Annotated in this window: 15 protein-coding genes; 11 read left to right on the top strand and 4 right to left on the bottom strand. The window is 65.6% G+C overall.

The window, feature by feature from the left end:
- Positions 1-19: 19 nt before the first annotated feature.
- The 8 genes from AB4120_RS19010 (at position 20) to AB4120_RS18975 (ending at position 13,257) form a co-directional block, all read left to right on the top strand.
- A complete protein-coding gene (locus AB4120_RS19010; protein WP_149137216.1) occupies positions 20-556 on the top strand; it encodes a pilus assembly protein PilP in 537 nt (178 codons plus the stop codon).
- Positions 553-2,685 (top strand): type IV pilus secretin PilQ, encoded by a 2,133-nt coding sequence (gene pilQ, locus AB4120_RS19005; RefSeq protein ID WP_149137217.1) that lies wholly within the window; start codon positions 553-555, stop codon positions 2,683-2,685. Before AB4120_RS19010 ends, pilQ begins: the two co-directional genes overlap by 4 nt.
- Before the next feature lie 261 nt (positions 2,686-2,946).
- Positions 2,947-3,519: a shikimate kinase gene (locus AB4120_RS19000; RefSeq protein ID WP_144200555.1), complete on the top strand. Its 573-nt coding sequence runs from the start codon at positions 2,947-2,949 to the stop codon at positions 3,517-3,519.
- On the top strand, positions 3,516-4,622 hold the full coding sequence (aroB, locus tag AB4120_RS18995; protein ID WP_149137218.1) for a 3-dehydroquinate synthase: 1,107 nt from the start codon (positions 3,516-3,518) through the stop codon (positions 4,620-4,622). Before AB4120_RS19000 ends, aroB begins: the two co-directional genes overlap by 4 nt.
- A 54-nt stretch (positions 4,623-4,676) precedes the next feature.
- Entirely contained in the window at positions 4,677-5,813 is a 1,137-nt protein-coding gene (locus AB4120_RS18990; protein ID WP_441642708.1) for a deoxyguanosinetriphosphate triphosphohydrolase, read from the top strand.
- Between the two features lie 81 nt (positions 5,814-5,894).
- Complete coding sequence (locus AB4120_RS18985) at positions 5,895-6,626, top strand: transposase (protein ID WP_149137219.1); 732 nt, start codon at positions 5,895-5,897, stop codon at positions 6,624-6,626.
- Between the two features lie 377 nt (positions 6,627-7,003).
- A complete protein-coding gene (locus AB4120_RS18980) occupies positions 7,004-11,671 on the top strand; it encodes a glutamate synthase-related protein (RefSeq protein WP_441642711.1) in 4,668 nt (1,555 codons plus the stop codon).
- Between the two features lie 122 nt (positions 11,672-11,793).
- On the top strand, positions 11,794-13,257 hold the full coding sequence (locus tag AB4120_RS18975) for a glutamate synthase subunit beta (protein ID WP_149137221.1): 1,464 nt from the start codon (positions 11,794-11,796) through the stop codon (positions 13,255-13,257).
- 70 nt (positions 13,258-13,327) lie between these two features.
- Here AB4120_RS18975 and AB4120_RS18970 read toward each other — a convergent pair whose 3' ends face one another.
- From AB4120_RS18970 to AB4120_RS18955, 4 genes are all read right to left on the bottom strand, one after another.
- Positions 13,328-13,618 (bottom strand): hypothetical protein, encoded by a 291-nt coding sequence (locus tag AB4120_RS18970; RefSeq protein ID WP_149137222.1) that lies wholly within the window; start codon positions 13,616-13,618, stop codon positions 13,328-13,330.
- On the bottom strand, positions 13,615-13,950 hold the full coding sequence (locus tag AB4120_RS18965) for a DUF1493 family protein (protein WP_149137223.1): 336 nt from the start codon (positions 13,948-13,950) through the stop codon (positions 13,615-13,617). The genes AB4120_RS18970 and AB4120_RS18965 overlap by 4 nt, the downstream gene beginning before the upstream one ends.
- The gene (locus tag AB4120_RS18960; RefSeq protein WP_149137224.1) at positions 13,950-14,381 is read right to left on the bottom strand and encodes an STM2901 family protein; all 432 of its coding nucleotides are present in this window, start codon (positions 14,379-14,381) and stop codon (positions 13,950-13,952) included. Before AB4120_RS18960 ends, AB4120_RS18965 begins: the two co-directional genes overlap by 1 nt.
- 97 nt (positions 14,382-14,478) lie before the next feature.
- Positions 14,479-15,027, bottom strand: coding sequence for a GNAT family N-acetyltransferase (locus tag AB4120_RS18955; RefSeq protein ID WP_149137225.1), 549 nt, complete (start codon positions 15,025-15,027; stop codon positions 14,479-14,481).
- Positions 15,028-15,221: 194 nt separating this feature from the next.
- On the opposite strand from AB4120_RS18955, the gene AB4120_RS18950 reads away from it, so the two are divergent.
- The 3 genes from AB4120_RS18950 (at position 15,222) to mlaE (ending at position 18,102) form a co-directional block, all read left to right on the top strand.
- Positions 15,222-16,343: a tripartite tricarboxylate transporter substrate-binding protein gene (locus tag AB4120_RS18950; protein ID WP_441642707.1), complete on the top strand. Its 1,122-nt coding sequence runs from the start codon at positions 15,222-15,224 to the stop codon at positions 16,341-16,343.
- 134 nt (positions 16,344-16,477) lie between these two features.
- A complete protein-coding gene (locus tag AB4120_RS18945) occupies positions 16,478-17,329 on the top strand; it encodes an ABC transporter ATP-binding protein (protein ID WP_244844574.1) in 852 nt (283 codons plus the stop codon).
- Positions 17,326-18,102: a lipid asymmetry maintenance ABC transporter permease subunit MlaE gene (mlaE, locus tag AB4120_RS18940; protein ID WP_144200388.1), complete on the top strand. Its 777-nt coding sequence runs from the start codon at positions 17,326-17,328 to the stop codon at positions 18,100-18,102. Before AB4120_RS18945 ends, mlaE begins: the two co-directional genes overlap by 4 nt.
- The last annotated feature ends 16 nt before the right edge of the window (positions 18,103-18,118 follow it).

The raw sequence follows: 18,118 nt of genomic DNA, 5'->3' as shown, positions 1-18,118 counted from the left end.
CCCGCATCGCATTGCCTTGATGTCACGCACGTCCCGGACGCCGCGCCGGCTGGCCGCCGCCGCTGTCGCGGTGCTCGCCGCCACCACGCTGACCGCCTGTGGCGCCAGCGAGGACGAAGGGCTGCAGCAATGGATGAGCCAGACGCGCGCCGCCAAGGCGCCGCCGCCGGAGCCGCTGCCCGAGGTCAAGCCGTACGTGCCGCGCGAGTACGGCGGGCGCACGTCGCCGGAGCCGTTCGCGCAGACCAAGATCGGTGAGCTGAACAAGACGATGTCTGAGTCGCCGGAGGCCGGACGGCGACGCGAGCCGCTTGAGGAATTCCCGCTGGAAAACTTCAAGATGCTCGGCATGCTGAAAAAACACGGCGAGACCTACGGTGTCGTACGCGTAGATAACAAGATCCACCACGTCAAAGTGGGTCAGTATCTCGGCCAGAGTTATGGCCGGGTGGTCCGCATCAACGATCAAGAGATCGTGTTGCGCGAATTGGTTCGGGAAGGGGTCTCAGATTGGAAAGAGAAAATGACCAGCCTGAAGCTGGAGGCATCCGCATGATCACGGCACGATGGTACCGGGCGCTTGCGGGCGCGGCAGCGATGGCATTGGTGCTGGCCTCTCCGGCCGCACACGCTCAGACTAACCAGCTCAAGCAGGTGGAAGCCAACGTCGTTGGCGAGCAGACCGTGTTCACGGTCGACCTGCAAGGGCCGCTCACGCAGAAGCCTGCGGACTTCACCACGCAGAATCCGGCGAAGATCGCGATCGACTTCTTCGACACGGGCTTCCCTGCCGGCCGTGCGCAGTACGAGTACGCCGGCAAGGTGCTCAAGAGCGCCAATGTGATGCAGATCGGGGACCGCACCCGCGTGGTGCTGAACCTGAGCCGCACGGCCACGTATCGCACGGAAGTGCGCGGCAACCAGTTCGTGGTGCTGCTGGACAACGTGACGCAGACCGGCACGACGGCGGCACCGACGTTCGCGGCCAGCCCGGCGCCGGCCCAGGCGGCTAACCGCGCGGCGCTGCGCAATATCGACTTCCGGCGCGGCACCGACGGTGCGGGCCGGGTGGTCGTGGACCTGTCCTCGCGCGATTCGGGCATCAATATCCAGCAGCAGGGCCAGAACCTGGTGGTGGATTTCATGGGTACCTCGCTGCCGCAGGATCTGCGCCGCCGCTTCGACGTGACGGACTTCGGCACGCCGGTGCAGGGCATGCGCGCCAGCGACGCCAACGGCAACGCCCGCCTGACCATCGAGCCGCGCGGTAACTGGGAGTACAGCTCGTACCAGACCGACAACCAGTTCGTGGTGGAAGTGCGTCCGGTCAAGGACGACCCGAACAAGCTGATCGCCGGCCAGGGTTACCGGGGCGAGCGCCTGTCGCTGAACTTCCAGAACATCGACATCCGCTCGCTGCTCCAGGTGTTCGCAGACTTCACGAACCTGAACATCATCACGAGCGACACGGTGCAGGGCAACCTGACGCTGCGTCTCAAGGACGTGCCGTGGGACCAGGCGCTCCAGATCGTGATGGATTCGAAGGGGCTGGCCTCGCGCCGCAATGGCAACGTGCTGTGGGTGGCGCCCAAGGCGGAACTGGCGACCAAGGAAAAGCTGGAACTCGAGGCGGCGCAGCAGATCACCGAGCTCGAGCCGATCCGCAGCCAGGTCTACCAGCTCAACTACCAGCGGGCAGACGATGTGCGCCGCATGCTGCTGGGTCAGACCACCGGCGGTTCGGGCGCCAGCTCGGGTGGCGTGGCCTCGGGTGGTGCGGCAGGGACGATGGGCGCGACGCGCATGCTGTCCAAGCGCGGCTCGCTGACGGCTGACCCGCGTACCAACCAGTTGTTTGTGTCGGACGTGGCGAGCAAGCTCGAGGAAGTGCAGAACTTCCTGACGAAGATCGACATCCCGGTGCGTCAGGTGATCATTGAGGCTCGTATCGTCGAGGCCAGCGACACCTTCAGCCGCAACCTCGGTGTGAAGCTGGGCTTTGCCTCGCAGCGGTCGGGGGCCGGCTACGGCAACACCTACACCAATGTGGTGAGCCCGATCACCCAGGACGCCACGTGGGATAACGGCCCGGCTCTGAGCCTGCCGGCCGCCGCGATCAACGGCACGAACCCGGCATCGGTGGCGTTCAGCATCTTCAACGCCGGTGCGGGCCGCTTCCTGGCGCTCGAACTGTCGGCACTGGAAGCCGATGGCAAGGGCAAGATCATCTCCAGCCCGCGTGTGGTCACTGCCAACAACATCAAGGCGCTGATCGAGCAGGGTACGGAGTTGCCGTACCAGTCCGCCACGTCGAGCGGCGCCACCTCGGTGCAGTTCCGCAAGGCCAACCTGAAGCTCGAGGTCACGCCGCAGATCACGCCGGAAGGCAACGTGCTGCTGGATGTGGACGTGAACAAGGACAGTGTGGGTATCCAGACCACCAACGGCTTCGCCATCGACACCAAGCACGTGCAGACGCAGGTGCTGGTAGAGAACGGCGGCACCGTGGTGATCGGCGGTATCTACAGTCAGGAAGAGAGCAACAACTACAACAAGGTACCGTTCCTGGGCGATATCCCGGTGCTCGGCTACCTGTTCAAGAACAACGCCAAGGTCAACAACCGCACCGAGCTGCTGGTGTTCCTGACGCCGCGTATCCTGAACGACAATGTGTCGCTGAAATAACCGCACCGGGTGCAGTACCGGGCCCGGATGCAGTAGACTGAGAGGCCGCGCCGCTTGCCGACGCGGCCTTTTTTCATTGGCGGTGTCGTCAGGCAGCCATGGCCGGAAGCGCGCGATGCCGCGTGATGTATTGTCATCACCTGTTTTGCGAAAGTCCCGGCCGGGGCGATAATGCGAAGCCGCCAGGCACCACGCCTGCTTGACCTCGATACCCCAGTGACCGCGCAAGCCACTCGCCCGAATCTCTTTTTCGTTGGCCTCATGGGCGCCGGCAAGACTACCGTCGGCCGCACCGTGGCCCGGCGTCTCAACTACCCGTTCTTCGACTCCGACCATGAGCTCGAGGCGCGTTGCGGCGTGCGGATTCCGATCATTTTCGAACACGAGGGCGAAGCAGGCTTCCGCGACCGCGAGGCGCACATGATTGCCGAGCTGGCTTCGCGCCAGGGGATTGTGCTGGCCACGGGCGGCGGCGCTGTGCTGCGCCCGGAGAACCGCGAGGTGCTGAGTGCCAATGGCACCGTGGTCTACCTGCGCGCGAGCCCGCACGACCTCTGGCTGCGCACCCGCCACGACCGCAACCGGCCGTTGCTCCAGACCCAGGACCCCAAGGGCCGACTCGAGGCGCTGTACGCCGAGCGCGACCCGCTGTACCGCGAAGTGGCGGATTTCATCATCGAAACCGGCAAGCCGTCCGTGGCACAGCTTGCTAATATGGTTCTGATGCAACTTGAGATGGCCGGCTTTGTGTTTCCGCCCGCGGAAGCCACCCCGGACGCCGATGCGGCCCCGCCCGCGGCGCCGGACCAGCCGGCGCAGGACACCCATTCATGATTACGCTTGAAGTCGACCTCGGGGCGCGCAGCTACCCGATCCATATTGGCGGCGGACTGCTCGACCGCGCCGAACTGCTGGCCCCGCACGTGCGTGGCCAGCACGCCGTCATCGTCACCAACGAGACGGTCGGTCCGCTGTACGCCGCCCGGGTGGAAGCCACGCTGGCCGCGCTCGGCAAGACCGTGCGCGTGGTTACGCTGCCGGATGGCGAGCGTTTCAAGCACTGGGAAACCCTGAACCTGATCTTCGATGCGCTGCTAGGCGCCGGCGCCGATCGCAAGACCACGCTGATCGCACTCGGCGGCGGCGTGGTGGGCGACATGACCGGGTTTGCCGCCGCCTGCTATATGCGCGGCGTACCGTTCGTGCAGGTGCCGACCACGTTGCTGGCGCAGGTGGACTCCTCGGTGGGCGGCAAGACCGGCATCAACCACCCGCTCGGCAAGAACATGATCGGCGCGTTTCACCAGCCCAACGCGGTGATTGCCGACATCGACACCCTGCGCACCCTCCCGGCCCGCGAACTGGCGGCCGGCCTGGCCGAGGTTATCAAGCACGGCGCGATTGCCGATACGGCCTACTTCGACTGGATCGAAAGCCATATCGCCGGCCTGAACGCCTGCGATACCAGCCTGATGGCCGAGGCCGTGCGCCGCTCCTGCGAGATCAAGGCCGCCGTGGTGGCCCAGGACGAGCGCGAGGGCGGCCTGCGGGCGATCCTGAACTTCGGCCACACCTTCGGCCATGCCATCGAGGCGGGCATGGGCTACGGCGAGTGGTTGCACGGCGAGGCGGTGGGCTGCGGCATGGTCATGGCTGCCGACCTGTCGCACCGGCTGGGCTTCATTGACACCGAGACGCGCGCGCGCATCCGCGAACTGACCCGGGCGGCCATGCTGCCCGTGGTGGCTCCGGAACTCGGCATCGACCGCTATATCGAACTGATGAAAGTGGACAAGAAGGCCGAGGCGGGCAGCATCAAGTTCATCCTGCTGAAGAAGCTCGGCGAAGCCTTCATCACCACCGTGCCCGACGCGGACCTGCGCGAGACGCTGCGCCATGCCACGTTGAAACCCCCAACCGAGGCACCGGTCGCCTGAACCCAAGCGATCGGCCATGCCTTGCAACCCCAAGCCCCGCCACCGGATTGCCGCATGACCGACCTCGAATCCCACCTCGCCCCGTACGCCGCCCACTCGACGCAGTCGCGGGGGCGGGTGCATGCCGAACCGGCGTCGTCGTCGCGCAGCGAATTCCAGCGTGACCGCGACCGCGTGATCCACAGCACCGCGTTCCGGCGCCTGGAGTACAAGACCCAGGTGTTCGTGAACCATGAGGGCGACCTGTTCCGCACCCGGCTCACGCACAGCCTGGAGGTGGCGCAGATCGCGCGGTCCATCGCGCGCAACCTGCGCGTCAACGAGGATCTGGTCGAGGCGATCTCGCTGGCCCACGACCTTGGCCACACCCCGTTCGGCCATGCCGGGCAGGATGCGCTGAACCTCTGCATGAAGAACCACGGCGGCTTCGAGCACAACCTGCAGAGCCTGCTGGTGGTGGACGAGCTGGAGGAGCGCTACGGCGGCTTCAATGGGCTGAACCTGACGTTCGAGACCCGTGAGGGCATTCTCAAGCATTGCTCGCGGGTCAACGCGGCAGCGCTCGGGGAGCTGGGGCGGCGCTTCCTCGAGGGCGCGCAGCCGTCGCTGGAGGCCCAGCTGGCCAACCTGGCCGACGAAATCGCCTACAACAACCACGATATCGACGATGGCCTGCGCTCGGGGCTCCTGACGCTGGAGCAACTGGACGAAGTGCCGATGTGGGGCCGGCATCGGGCCGAGGTCACGGCCGCGTTCCCGGGCATCAATGGCCGGCGTGCCATCAACGAGACGGTTCGCCGCATGATCAACACGCTGATCGTGGATCTGATCGAGACCACCGGGCGCAATATCGCCGCGGCCAACCCCAAGAATATCGATGCCGTGCGCGCCGCCGGGGCGCTGGTCGCCTTCAGCCCCAAGGTCCACGAGGAGGCGGCGGCGCTCAAGCGCTTCCTGTTCCGACATCTATATAGGCACTATCTGGTGATGCGGATGTCCGCCAAGGCCCAGCGGATCATTTCGGACCTGTTCGGCGCCTTCATGCAGGATTCCCGCCTGCTGCCGCCGCAGTACCAGGCCAGCCATGGCGGCGACCAGCCGCGCCTGATCTCCCATTACATCGCCGGCATGACGGACCGCTACGCGATTCGCGAGCACCGCCGCATCTTCGCCGTCAGCGAGAGCGACTGAACCCGCCACGTCCCCGAATTAAATGGGGACGGATCAGGCTATCATGCGGGGATTGCTGATGCAGGTTCCACCAATCCCCGTATGGCGCGCCTTCCCCGATTCTCCCCGGCCGGTTTGCCGGCCCTCGTGTTGCAACGCGGCAACAACCGTCAGCCCGTGTTCCTGGGCCCGGACGACTACCTCCATTACCTCGATTGCCTGCGCATGGCCGCGCGCGAGCACGAACTGGCCGTCCATGCCTACGCGCTGCGCCCGAACCATATCCATCTGGTGGCCACGCCCAAGGGGCCCGATTCCCTGAGCCTGGCGATGCAGGCGGTCGGCCGCCGCTATGCGCGCCACTTCAACCGGGTGGCCAATCGCACGGGCACGCTCTGGGAGGGGCGCTTCCGCTCGGCCGTGATCGAACCCAATGCCTGGCTGCTGCCGGCGATGCTCTATGTCGAAGGTAATGCGCTGCGCGCTGGCGATGTCATGACGGCCGAGGCCGACCGCTGGAGCAGCTACCGGCATCACGCGGGCATCGAGTCGAGCCCGCTTGTGAGCGATCACTCCGCCTACTGGGAGCTTGGCAACACGCCTTTTGAGCGCCAGTCGAACTATCGCGCATTGACTGCCGAGGGACTGTCGGGAAAGACGCTCGCCACGCTGCGCCAGCATGCCCATAGCGGATGGCCGCTCGGCGACGCGGCCTTCCTGACGCAGCTGGAGCGTCACGCCACACGGCGCGTGCAGCCGTTGCCGAAGGGCCGGCCGCGCCGGGCCAGCGAGGAAGATCTCGACGAGGCAGCGGCCGGCGATGCACCAGCCTGACGCCTAAGTGCGGCGAAGCTAATGTGTCCCCATTAAAAATGCGCCCTGAACCGGGGCGATTTTTAATGTGTTCTGACCCCATTTAAAATTTTTGCGATACATTCCCGATTCTCATATAGTTGCTCCACCCACAGTCATTGTGCGGCGCGTCACGCTCGTGTACGCCGCTGCGGCCCCGCTGCCTGCCACCCGCCCGTCAAAGAGGCGCCTGCATCCAGCCACCCCGTTCGGTTTGCCTTGCCGCGCGTGCTGCCTTCACCGGAATTCAGCCCGTGGACCACTCGCAACACCCCGCCGATCCCATCGATACCGCCGCCCGCCCGCAAGCGCAGGGCCTCTATGACCCGGCCAACGAGCACGACGCCTGCGGCGTCGGCATGGTTGCGCACATCAAGGGCCGCAAGTCGCACGAGATCATCTCGCAGGGCCTGAAGATCCTCGAAAACCTCGACCATCGCGGTGCCGTGGGCGCCGACAAGCTGATGGGCGACGGCGCCGGCATCCTGATCCAGATCCCGGACCAGTTCTACCGCGAGGAAATGGCCAAGCAGGGCGTGACCCTGCCGCCGAACGGCGAGTACGGCGTGGGCATGATCTTCCTGCCGAAGGAACACGCCTCGCGTCTGGCCTGCGAGCAGGAGCTCGAGCGCACGGTGCGCCTGGAAGGCCAGGTCGTGCTGGGCTGGCGTGACGTGCCGGTGGACTGCAACATGCCGATGTCCCCCACGGTGCGCACCACCGAGCCGGTGATCCGCCAGATCTTCATTGGCCGTGGCCGCGACATCATGACCACGGACGCGCTGGAACGTAAGCTCTACGTCATCCGCAAGACCGCCAGCCACGCCATCCAGGCGCTCAAGCTCAAGCACGGCAAGGAATACTTCGTGCCGTCGATGTCCGCCCGTACCGTGGTGTACAAGGGCCTGCTGCTGGCCGACCAGGTGGGCGAGTACTACCTCGACCTGCAGGACCCGCGCGCCGTCTCGGCCCTGGCCCTGGTGCACCAGCGCTTCTCCACCAACACCTTCCCGGCCTGGGAGTTGGCCCACCCGTACCGCATGGTCGCCCACAACGGCGAAATCAACACGGTCAAGGGCAACGTCAACTGGGTCAACGCGCGCACGGGCGCCATCTCGTCGCCGGTGCTCGGCGACGACCTGCCCAAGCTGTGGCCGCTGATCTATCCGGGCCAGTCCGATACGGCATCGTTCGACAACTGCCTCGAACTGCTGACGATGGCCGGCTACCCGCTCGTCCACGCGATGATGATGATGATCCCGGAAGCCTGGGAACAGCACACGCTGATGGACGACAACCGCCGCGCGTTCTACGAGTACCACGCCGCCATGATGGAGCCGTGGGACGGCCCCGCCGCCATCTGCTTCACCGATGGCCGCCAGATCGGCGCCACGCTGGACCGTAACGGCCTGCGTCCGGCCCGTTTCTATGTGACCGAAGACGACGTGGTCGTGCTGGCCTCGGAAGCCGGCGTGCTGCCGTTCCCAGAGTCGCGCGTGGTGCAGAAGTGGCGCCTGCAGCCCGGCAAGATGTTCCTGATCGACATGGAACAGGGCCGCATCATCGACGACAAGGAACTCAAGGACAACCTGGCCAACGCCAAGCCGTACAAGAGCTGGATCGATGCCGTGCGCATCAAGATGGACGAGCTCGAAGCCAAGCCCGAGGACGTCGCCGCCGAGAAGAAGCCCGCGGCGCCGCTGCTGGACCGCCAGCAGGCCTTCGGCTACACGCAGGAGGACGTCAAGTTCCTGATGGCGCCGATGGCGCTGGCCGGCGAGGAAGCTACCGGCTCGATGGGCAATGACTCGCCGCTGGCCGTGCTGTCGTCGAAGAACAAGACGCTGTACCACTACTTCAAGCAGCTGTTCGCCCAGGTGACCAACCCGCCGATCGACCCGATCCGCGAGAACATGGTCATGTCGCTGGTGTCGTTCATCGGCCCGAAGCCGAACCTGCTCGAGCTGAACAACATCAACCCGCCGATGCGCCTCGAAGTGTCCCAGCCCGTGCTGGACTTCAAGGACATCGCCAAGATCCGCAACATCGAGCACTACACCGGTGGCAAGTTCCGCGCCTATGAGCTGAACATCTGCTATCCGACGGCATGGGGCAAGGAAGGCATCGAGGCGCGCCTGGCGTCGCTGTGCGCCGAGGCCGTGGATGCCGTGCGCTCGGGCTACAACATCCTGATCGTGTCCGACCGCCGCGTCGATGCCGATCATGTGGCGATTCCGGCACTGCTGGCGACGTCCGCCATCCACCATCACCTGGTGGAGAAGGGCCTGCGCACGTCCGCCGGCCTGGTGGTGGAAACCGGTTCGGCGCGTGAGGTGCACCACTTCGCGCTGCTGGCTGGCTACGGCGCTGAAGCCGTCCACCCGTACCTGGCGATGGAAACGCTGGCCGACATGGCCACCGGCCTGTCTGGCGACCTGTCGCCCGAGAAGGCGGTCAAGAACTTCGTCAAGGCCATCGGCAAGGGCCTGTTCAAGGTGATGTCCAAGATGGGCATCTCCACGTACATGTCCTACACCGGCGCGCAGATCTTCGAGGCCATCGGCCTGTCGCGCGAACTGGTGCAGAAGTATTTCCACGGCACGCCGTCCAACGTGGAAGGCATCGGCATCTTCGAGGTCGCCGAGGAAGCCATCCGCCTGCACCGCGACGCGTTCGGCGACAACCCCGTGCTCGAGACCATGCTCGAGGCCGGCGGCGAGTACGCCTACCGCGTGCGGGGCGAGGAGCATATGTGGACGCCGGATTCGGTGGCCAAGCTCCAGCACTCGGTGCGCGCCGATGACGGCAAGGGTGCGTACCAGACGTACAAGGAATACGCGAACATCATCAACGACCAGAGCCGCCGCCACATGACGCTGCGCGGCCTGTTCGAGTTCAAGGTCGATCCGTCGCGCGCCATTCCGCTCGAGGAAGTGGAGTCGGCCAAGGACATCGTGAAGCGTTTCGCCACGGGCGCCATGTCGCTCGGCTCGATCTCGACCGAAGCCCACACCACGCTGGCCGTGGCGATGAACCGCATCGGCGGCAAATCGAACACCGGCGAAGGCGGCGAGGACGAGAAGCGCTACCGCAACGAACTGCGCGGCATCCCCATCAAGCAGGGCGATACCCTCAAGGGCCTGCTGGGCGACCACGTGATCGAGCGTGACCTGCCGCTGCAGGAAGGCGACTCGCTGCGCAGCAAGATCAAGCAGGTGGCGTCGGGCCGCTTTGGCGTGACCGCCGAGTACCTGGCGTCGGCCGACCAGATCCAGATCAAGATGGCCCAGGGCGCCAAGCCCGGCGAGGGCGGCCAGCTGCCCGGCCACAAGGTGTCGGACTACATCGGCAAGCTGCGTTACTCGGTGCCGGGCGTGGGCCTGATCTCGCCGCCGCCGCACCATGACATCTACTCGATCGAGGATCTGGCGCAGCTGATCCACGACCTGAAGAACGTGAACCCGGTGTCGGACATCTCGGTCAAGCTGGTGTCCGAAGTGGGCGTGGGCACCGTGGCGGCCGGCGTGGCGAAGGCCAAGGCCGACCACGTGGTGATCGCCGGCCATGACGGCGGCACCGGCGCCTCGCCGTGGTCGTCGATCAAGCACGCCGGCACGCCGTGGGAACTGGGCCTGGCCGAGACGCAGCAGACGCTGATGCTCAACGGCCTGCGCAACCGCATCCGCGTGCAGGCCGACGGCCAGATGAAGACCGGCCGCGACGTGGTGATCGGCGCGCTGCTGGGCGCTGACGAATTCGGCTTCGCCACGGCACCGCTGGTGGCCGAGGGCTGCATCATGATGCGCAAGTGCCACCTGAACACCTGCCCGGTGGGCGTGGCCACGCAGGATCCGGCGCTGCGCAAGAAGTTCCAGGGCAAGCCCGAGCACGTGGTGAACTTCTTCTTCTTCGTTGCCGAGGAAGCGCGCGAGATCATGGCGCAGCTGGGCATCCGCACCTTCGACGAGCTGATCGGCCGCGCCGACCTGCTCGACATGCGCAACGGCATCGAGCACTGGAAGGCGCGTGGCCTGGACTTCGGCCGCATCTTCTACCAACCGGCGTTCGCCGCCGACGTGCCGCGCTTCCACACGGATGTGCAGGACCACGGCCTGTCGGTGGAAGCCGGCAAGGCGCTGGACCATGTGCTGATCGCCAAGGCGCGCCAGGCCATCGACAAGGGTGAGCGCGTGTCGTTCATCCAGCCGGTGAAGAACGTGAACCGCACGGTGGGCGCGATGCTGTCCGGCGTGATCGCCAAGCAGTATGGCCACGAGGGCCTGCCCGACGACACCATCCACATCCAGCTGCAAGGCACGGCCGGCCAGTCGTTCGGCGCGTTCCTGGCGCACGGCATCACGCTGGACCTGGTGGGCGACGGCAACGACTACGTGGGCAAGGGCCTCTCCGGCGGCCGCGTGATCGTGCGCACGCCGCACGAGTTCCGTGGCGACCCGACGCGCAACATCATCGTCGGCAACACGGTGCTGTACGGCGCCATCGCCGGCGAGGCGTTCTTCAACGGCGTGGCCGGCGAACGCTTCGCGGTGCGCAACTCGGGCGCCGTGGCGGTGGTCGAGGGCACGGGCGACCATGGTTGCGAGTACATGACCGGCGGCACGGTGGTCGTGCTGGGCGGCACGGGCCGTAACTTCGCGGCGGGCATGTCCGGCGGCGTGGCCTACGTCTATGACGAGGATGGCCTGTTCGACAAGCGCTGCAACACCTCGATGGTGGCGCTGGAGGCGGTGCTCGCCTCGGCCGACCAGGAGAAGGGCCAGCCCAAGGCACAGTGGCACAAGCAGGGCGGCAAGCGCGAGCTGGACGAAGTGATCCTGCGCAACCTGATCGAGCAGCATTTCCGCTACACCGGTTCGGAGCGCGCCAAGGCGCTGCTGGCGGACTGGACCACGGCGCGCCGCAAGTTCGTCAAGGTCTTCCCGACCGAGTACAAGCGCGCCCTGGGCGAGATGTACGCCAAGGAGCAGGCCGCCCGCGACAACGACCGCGAGGCGATTGCCGCCTGACGGCGCGCATCGGCCACCCCACGAGACGGCGCCGCGCGGCATGCCCAGCGGCGCCAACAAGATACTGACCCCACGCGAGGCCGGCCCAGCCGCCTCGCGCCCAGCTAGACCAAGGACGCAACATGGGTAAGGCGACTGGCTTTCTCGAATTTCCCCGCCAGAACGAAGGCTATGAGCCGGTAGTCAAGCGTGTGAAGCACTACAAGGAGTTCGTCTTCGCGCTGTCCGACAGCGAGGCGAAGATCCAGGGTGCGCGCTGCATGGACTGCGGCATCCCGTTCTGCAACAACGGCTGCCCGGTCAACAACATCATTCCGGACTTCAACGACCTGGTGTACCGCCAGGACTGGAAGACTGCCATCGAGGTCCTGCACCAGACCAACAACTTCCCCGAGTTCACGGGCCGGATCTGCCCGGCACCGTGCGAGGCGGCCTGCACGCTCGGCATCAACGAGCTGCCGGTGGGCATCAAGTCGATCGAGCACGCCATTATCGACAAGGCCTGGGAAGAGGGCTGGGTGGCGCCGCACGTGCCCGCGCACAAGACCGGCAAGACCGTGGCCGTGGTTGGCTCCGGCCCGGCTGGCCTGGCTGCCGCGCAGCAACTGGCCCGCGCCGGCCATGACGTGACGGTGTTCGAGAAGAACGACCGCATCGGCGGCCTGCTGCGCTATGGCATCCCCGACTTCAAGATGGAGAAGACGCTGATCGACCGCCGCATCGAGCAGATGCAGGCCGAAGGCGTGACGTTCCGGGCCGGCGTGATGGTGACCGAAGGCGAACTGCCCGCCGGTATCGTGAACTACGCCCGCGAGACGGTGTCCGCGCAGTCGCTGATGGACCAGTTCGACGCCGTGGTGCTGGCCGGCGGCTCGGAAGTGCCGCGCGACCTGCCGGTGCCGGGCCGTGAGCTGGCCGGCGTGCACTACGCGCTGGAATTCCTGATCCCGCAGAACAAGGAAGTGGCCGGCGACGCCGTGAACGACATCCGCGCGGATGGCAAGCACGTGATCGTGATCGGCGGTGGCGATACGGGTTCCGACTGCGTCGGCACGTCGAATCGCCATGGCGCGGTGTCGGTGACCCAGTTCGAACTGCTGCCGCAGCCGCCGGACGAGGAGAACAAGCCGCTGGTGTGGCCGTACTGGCCGATCAAGCTGCGCACGTCGTCCTCCCACGACGAAGGCTGCTCGCGCGACTGGTCCGTGGCCACCAAGGAATTCATCGGCGAGAACGGCAAGCTGACGGCCCTGAAGGCCTGCCGCGTGGAGTGGAAGGACGGCCGCATGCAGGAAGTGCCGGGCAGCGAATTCGTGCTGCCGGCAGACCTGGTGCTGCTGGCCATGGGCTTCACCAACCCGGTGGGCTCGGTGCTGGAAGCCTTTGGCGTGGATACGGACGCCCGCAAGAACGCCAAGGCCTCCACCGAAGGCGATCGCGCGTACTACACCAACGTGCCCAAGGTCTTCGCCGCCGGCGACGTGCGCCGCGGCCAGTCCCTCGTGGTCTGGGCCATCCGCGAAGGCCGCCAGGCCGCCCGCTCGGTCGACGCCTTCCTGATGGGCCACACCGAACTGCCGCGCTGATCGTCGCGTTGCAGGTAAAAAGCCCGCCCGGGGTCACCCCGGGCGGGCTTTTTGTTTTGTGGACGGTGGGTCAGCGGGTCATCCCCCAGAGAGCGGTGGCCGTAAAAATAACGCACGCTGACAGCCACTTTCCTGCAGTCCGGCCCGTGGTGAAAAACAATCCCAGTTGGACCGCGGCGATCGTGGCGAACAGGAAATTCGAGAAAAGGAGCCGATTTCCTGACGCGTCCGCGATGCCGCCTGGAGGCATTGCCGGACCCATCTCGGTCATCCAGTCGTAGGGGTTTCCTGCCAGTCCGGGTAGGACAAGCAATAAGAAGACGCTGCCGAAATGCGCCAGGGTGCGAACGAGTCGCGTCATGAAGTCCGCCATACTCCCGCCTCTACCGCTTGGTCGAGCATCCCAACGGTAAGCGGCTCTCGATCATATTTTTTCCTTATCTTCTTCGAGAATGGCATGGCAAGAATAACGAACAGATTAAATCCCTCTTCATTGAAATAGCGTTGGAATTCATAGTCTCCACGCGCGATGCCAAAGTGCTCGAAAAACTTCTTCATAAATTCGAATGCTTCGTCGCCGGTGAGGTCGAGATCGTCTTCCACCCTATCGGTTCGGAAAATTTGCCGGTTTTCTGGAAGCCCCGTTTCCTGGCGTATAAAAAGAATGAGGTCCGGCGTGACGTTATCCGGCATCAGAATACCCTGTCTTCGTTCTTGACCAGAAGATGGTACTGCCTCACGGAGTTGACAGTGATGAGGCTGACATCCCGGGCAAGCAGTGCCCAACCTAGTATTGGAATGCTCCGACCTACAAATACCCCGATATTCCGTGTCATGCGCATTTTCAACATCTTCAGGCTGGCATTTGTGACAGTCGGCAATATGCGGCGTTTTAAATCATAATCTAGGTAAGTACGTGAAAGCTTCGAGGCGACGGAGGCTCTCGGTGTCGCGCCTTTGAATTTTCCTCTTGTGGGTATCCAATTTTGCCCCACCAAAATAGCACCTACCGTAGCAAAATCTTCAACTCCAAGTTGCTTGCATGTCTCGTCTATGGTGATCAGCAGCAGCATTTCAGATGGTGTGAGATTTTCGTGGACGCCATAGCGATACGTGTTGCCCATATAGGCACCGTAGTGTCAGTTGGACCTGGCAGCGTATTCCTGGGCAGTCTGCAAAGGGAATAGAACTTCTCTGATTCTTTGGCCGACTTGCTCGAGGTCACGTCACGCCAAGCCGTACGGCTCGTGCTTCAAGCTTGCGCTCCATGAGTATCGAATCATCCCCGTAAGCCGCCAGTTTCGCGCGATGGGGTACGACTTCCATAGCGCTCAACGGGGCGTACCCGATCCTGCGCCACCAGGTGGCGGCGGACTGAACGGCGATCAGGCGCGATGAGGTCAGGCCAAGCGTGCGGGCCGACTGTTCGGCGGCGGTGTAGAGGCGGGCGGCCAGGCCGGCGCCCTGGCCGGCGGGCGCCACGGCCATGTCGTGGACGAACCAGGTCAGTGGCGTGGTGGGCGGCCAGTCGCGCGCCAGCACGCCGTCGAGCGGTGGCAGCGTGGCCTCCGGCCAGGCGTGGGTGAACAGGTAGGCGGCCAGCCGGCTTTCGGGCAGCGCGGCCACCCAGCAGGTCTCGGGCGATAGCGTGAGGCGGCTGGCGAGGGCGTCGGCGGATTCGATCAGCGTGGAGGCATAGCACTGCGCCTGGACGGCGAGCACGGCGGGCAGGTCGGCGGCCAGCATCCGCCGCAGGACAATTTCGGACATCGGGCGATTATAAAAGACGGATCCATTGCGCCCTGCGATCACCCATTGGGGTCCACCCGGCTATGGTTTACGTGGTCTGTGCCGTCCTGGGCATTGTTCGTACAATGCCCAAAAAACGATAACAAGAGACTGCCTCGAAATCCCTTTCAGCCGATTTGGTGCCATGGCCTTGCGTCGTGGTCCGGAGGAAATTGATGCCCGAAGTGCGCAAAAGGTCGCGGCTTTGGCGAGGTAAAACGAAGTTGCCGACACTCGCTGCCTCCCCGGCGGCCCCGCACCGTTCCTGGCGGGCCGTCCTGATGCTGCCCGCCTTCCTCGGTGCGGCAGTGGCATTCGCGCAGCCTCCCGCCGGACTGGCCACCGCACAATTCGCCGCCATTCCCAACGGCAGCCGTCCCGAACTGCTGAACCGTCCCGTGTCCTTCCCGGCGCGGCCCATCCGCATGATCGTGCCGTTCCCGGCCGGCGGTGTGGCCGATGCCACGGCGCGGCTGCTGGCCGAGCGCCTCGCGGTGCGCCTGGGCGTGCCGGTCGAGGTGGACAACCGCCCCGGCGCGGCGGGCACGATGGCTGGCGATGTCGTCGCCAAGTCCAGTTCCGATGGCCACACGCTGCTGTTCCACCAGGCCAATATGCTGATCCAGCCCGGCCTGGAGCCGGTGCCCTATGACGTGGTGCGCGACTTCACGCCCGTGGCGCGTGTGGCCACGATGCCGCTGTTCCTCGTGATCGATGGGCGCCTGCCGATGCAGACGCCGCAGCAATGGGTCACGGCGGTGCGGTCGAGCCCGGGCTCCTATAGCTATGGCTACGGCCAGCCCGGCAGCCCGTCCCACTTCTATGCCGAATACGCGGTGCGCGGCATCCCGAGCGGGGTGCCGCTGGTGACCGCCAAGGGCGAGGCCGCCGTGGTCCTCGAAATGCTCGCCGGCCGTGTCAGTGCCTGCTTCTGCTCCTATATGGCCGTGCAGAACCACGTGCGCAGCGGCGCGCTGCGCCTGCTCGGCGTGACCGGCGGGCAGCGGTCCCCGTTGGCGCCACAGGTGCCCACGCTGCAGGAAGCGGGCGTGGATGGCTACGGCGCTACGGCCTGGTACGGCGTGATGGCCCCGGCCAAGACGCCACGCGCCATCGTCGCCCGGCTGGCCACGGAGCTCGATAACGTCACCAACGAGCGCGAAGTACGCGCGCGGCTGATGGCGTCCGGGCTCACGGTGGTGCGCGATTCGCCGGAGGCGTTCGCCACGGCCATCCGCGCCGAGACCCTCCAGTGGCAACTGCTGGTGCGCCAGTCGACACAGGGCGCGGAGCCTTGACTGGCCGCCAGCCGGCGATTTGTTCCATTTCGGGAACACTGTTGTCCGGACTGGAATGTAGCGGTCGCCACACAGCAACCCGCGCGTCTAGGTGGTAGCCCTTATAATGGCGCCCTGTCCAATCCGGTGCCAACGTGACCGCTACCGTACCGAACCTCCCTGCCCAGTCCCTGATCAGCCCGGACATCGTCGAACTCGCCGATGTCGATTTCGCCTATGCGGCGGGCGACAAGCCGGTGCTCGCCGGCTTGTCGATGCGCTTCCCGCGCGGCAAGGTAGTGGCCGTGATGGGCGGCTCGGGCTGCGGCAAGACCACGGTCATGCGCCTGATCGGCGGCATGGTGCGCCCCTCCAGCGGACGGGTGACCTTCAACGGCGCCGACATCGATGCCATGGACCAGCCCGGCCTCTACGCCGTGCGGCGCCAGATGGGCATGCTGTTCCAGTTCGGGGCGCTGTTCACCGACCTCTCGGTCTTCGATAATGTGGCGTTTCCGTTGCGTGAGCACACGGACCTGCCCGATTCGATGATCCGCGACCTCGTGCTGATGAAGCTCAACGCGGTGGGCCTGCGCGGCGCGCGGGAACTGATGCCGGCCCAGATCTCCGGCGGCATGGCGCGGCGGGTGGCGCTGGCGCGGGCCATCGCGCTCGACCCGGCGCTGCTGATGTATGACGAGCCGTTCGCCGGCCTCGACCCGATCTCGCTCGGCCTCACCGCCAACCTGATCCGCAGCCTCAACGACGCGCTGGGCGCCACCACGATCATCGTCTCCCATGACGTGCAGGAGACGTTCCTGATCGCTGACTACGTCTATTTCATCGCCAACGGCCGGATCGCGGCCGAGGGCGAGCCGGACGCGCTGCGTGCCTCGACCGATCCGTTCGTGCGCCAGTTCGTCCATGCCGAGGCCGACGGCCCGGTGCCATTCCATTACCCGGGCCCCTCGCTGGCCGATGACTTCGCCGCCGGAGGTAGCCGTTGACCGCCTTCTTCACCAGCATCGGCGCCGCCGTGCGCAATTTCGTGGGCGGCGTCGGCCACGCCACGCGCATGTTCTTCGCGCTGCTGGCACTGTCCCCGGCGTTGCTGCGCCGGCCCCGGCTGGTCACCGACCAGGTGTTCTTCGTCGGCAACCTGTCTCTGGTGATCATCGCCGTGTCCGGGCTGTTCGTCGGCTTCGTGCTGGGCCTGCAGGGCTACTACACGCTGAACCGCTATGGCTCGGAGCAGGCGCTCGGGCTGCTGGTGGCGCTGTCGCTGGTGCGTGAGCTGGGGCCGGTGGTTTCGGCACTGCTGTTCGCGGGGCGCGCGGGCACCTCGCTGACGGCCGAGATCGGCCTGATGAAGGCGGGTGAGCAGCTCACCGCCATGGAAATGATGGCCGTGAACCCGTTGCAGCGCGTGATTGCGCCGCGCTTCTGGGCCGGCGTGATTGCCATGCCGGTCCTGGCGGCCATCTTCAGCGCCGTGGGCGTCCTGGGCGGCTACCTGGTGGGCGTGCAGTTGATCGGGGTGGACGCCGGCGCGTTCTGGTCGCAGATGCAGGGCGGCGTGGATGTGCGCGCCGACGTGCTCAATGGCGTGATCAAGAGCTTCATTTTTGGTATCGCGGTGACGTTTATCGCCTTGTACCAGGGCTTCGAGGCCCGCCCGACGCCGGAAGGCGTGTCGCGGGCCACCACGCGTACCGTGGTGATGGCCTCGCTGGCCGTGCTGGGCCTGGATTTCCTGCTGACCGCGCTGATGTTCAGCTGACGCGGCGGCAAACGAA

Origin of the sequence: Cupriavidus sp. 2KB_3 (genome assembly GCF_052115685.1) — a bacterium.
Taxonomy (GTDB): domain Bacteria; phylum Pseudomonadota; class Gammaproteobacteria; order Burkholderiales; family Burkholderiaceae; genus Cupriavidus; species Cupriavidus campinensis.
Note: the sequence above shows the minus strand (reverse complement) of the source record. Positions and strands in the feature narration are given on the sequence as shown.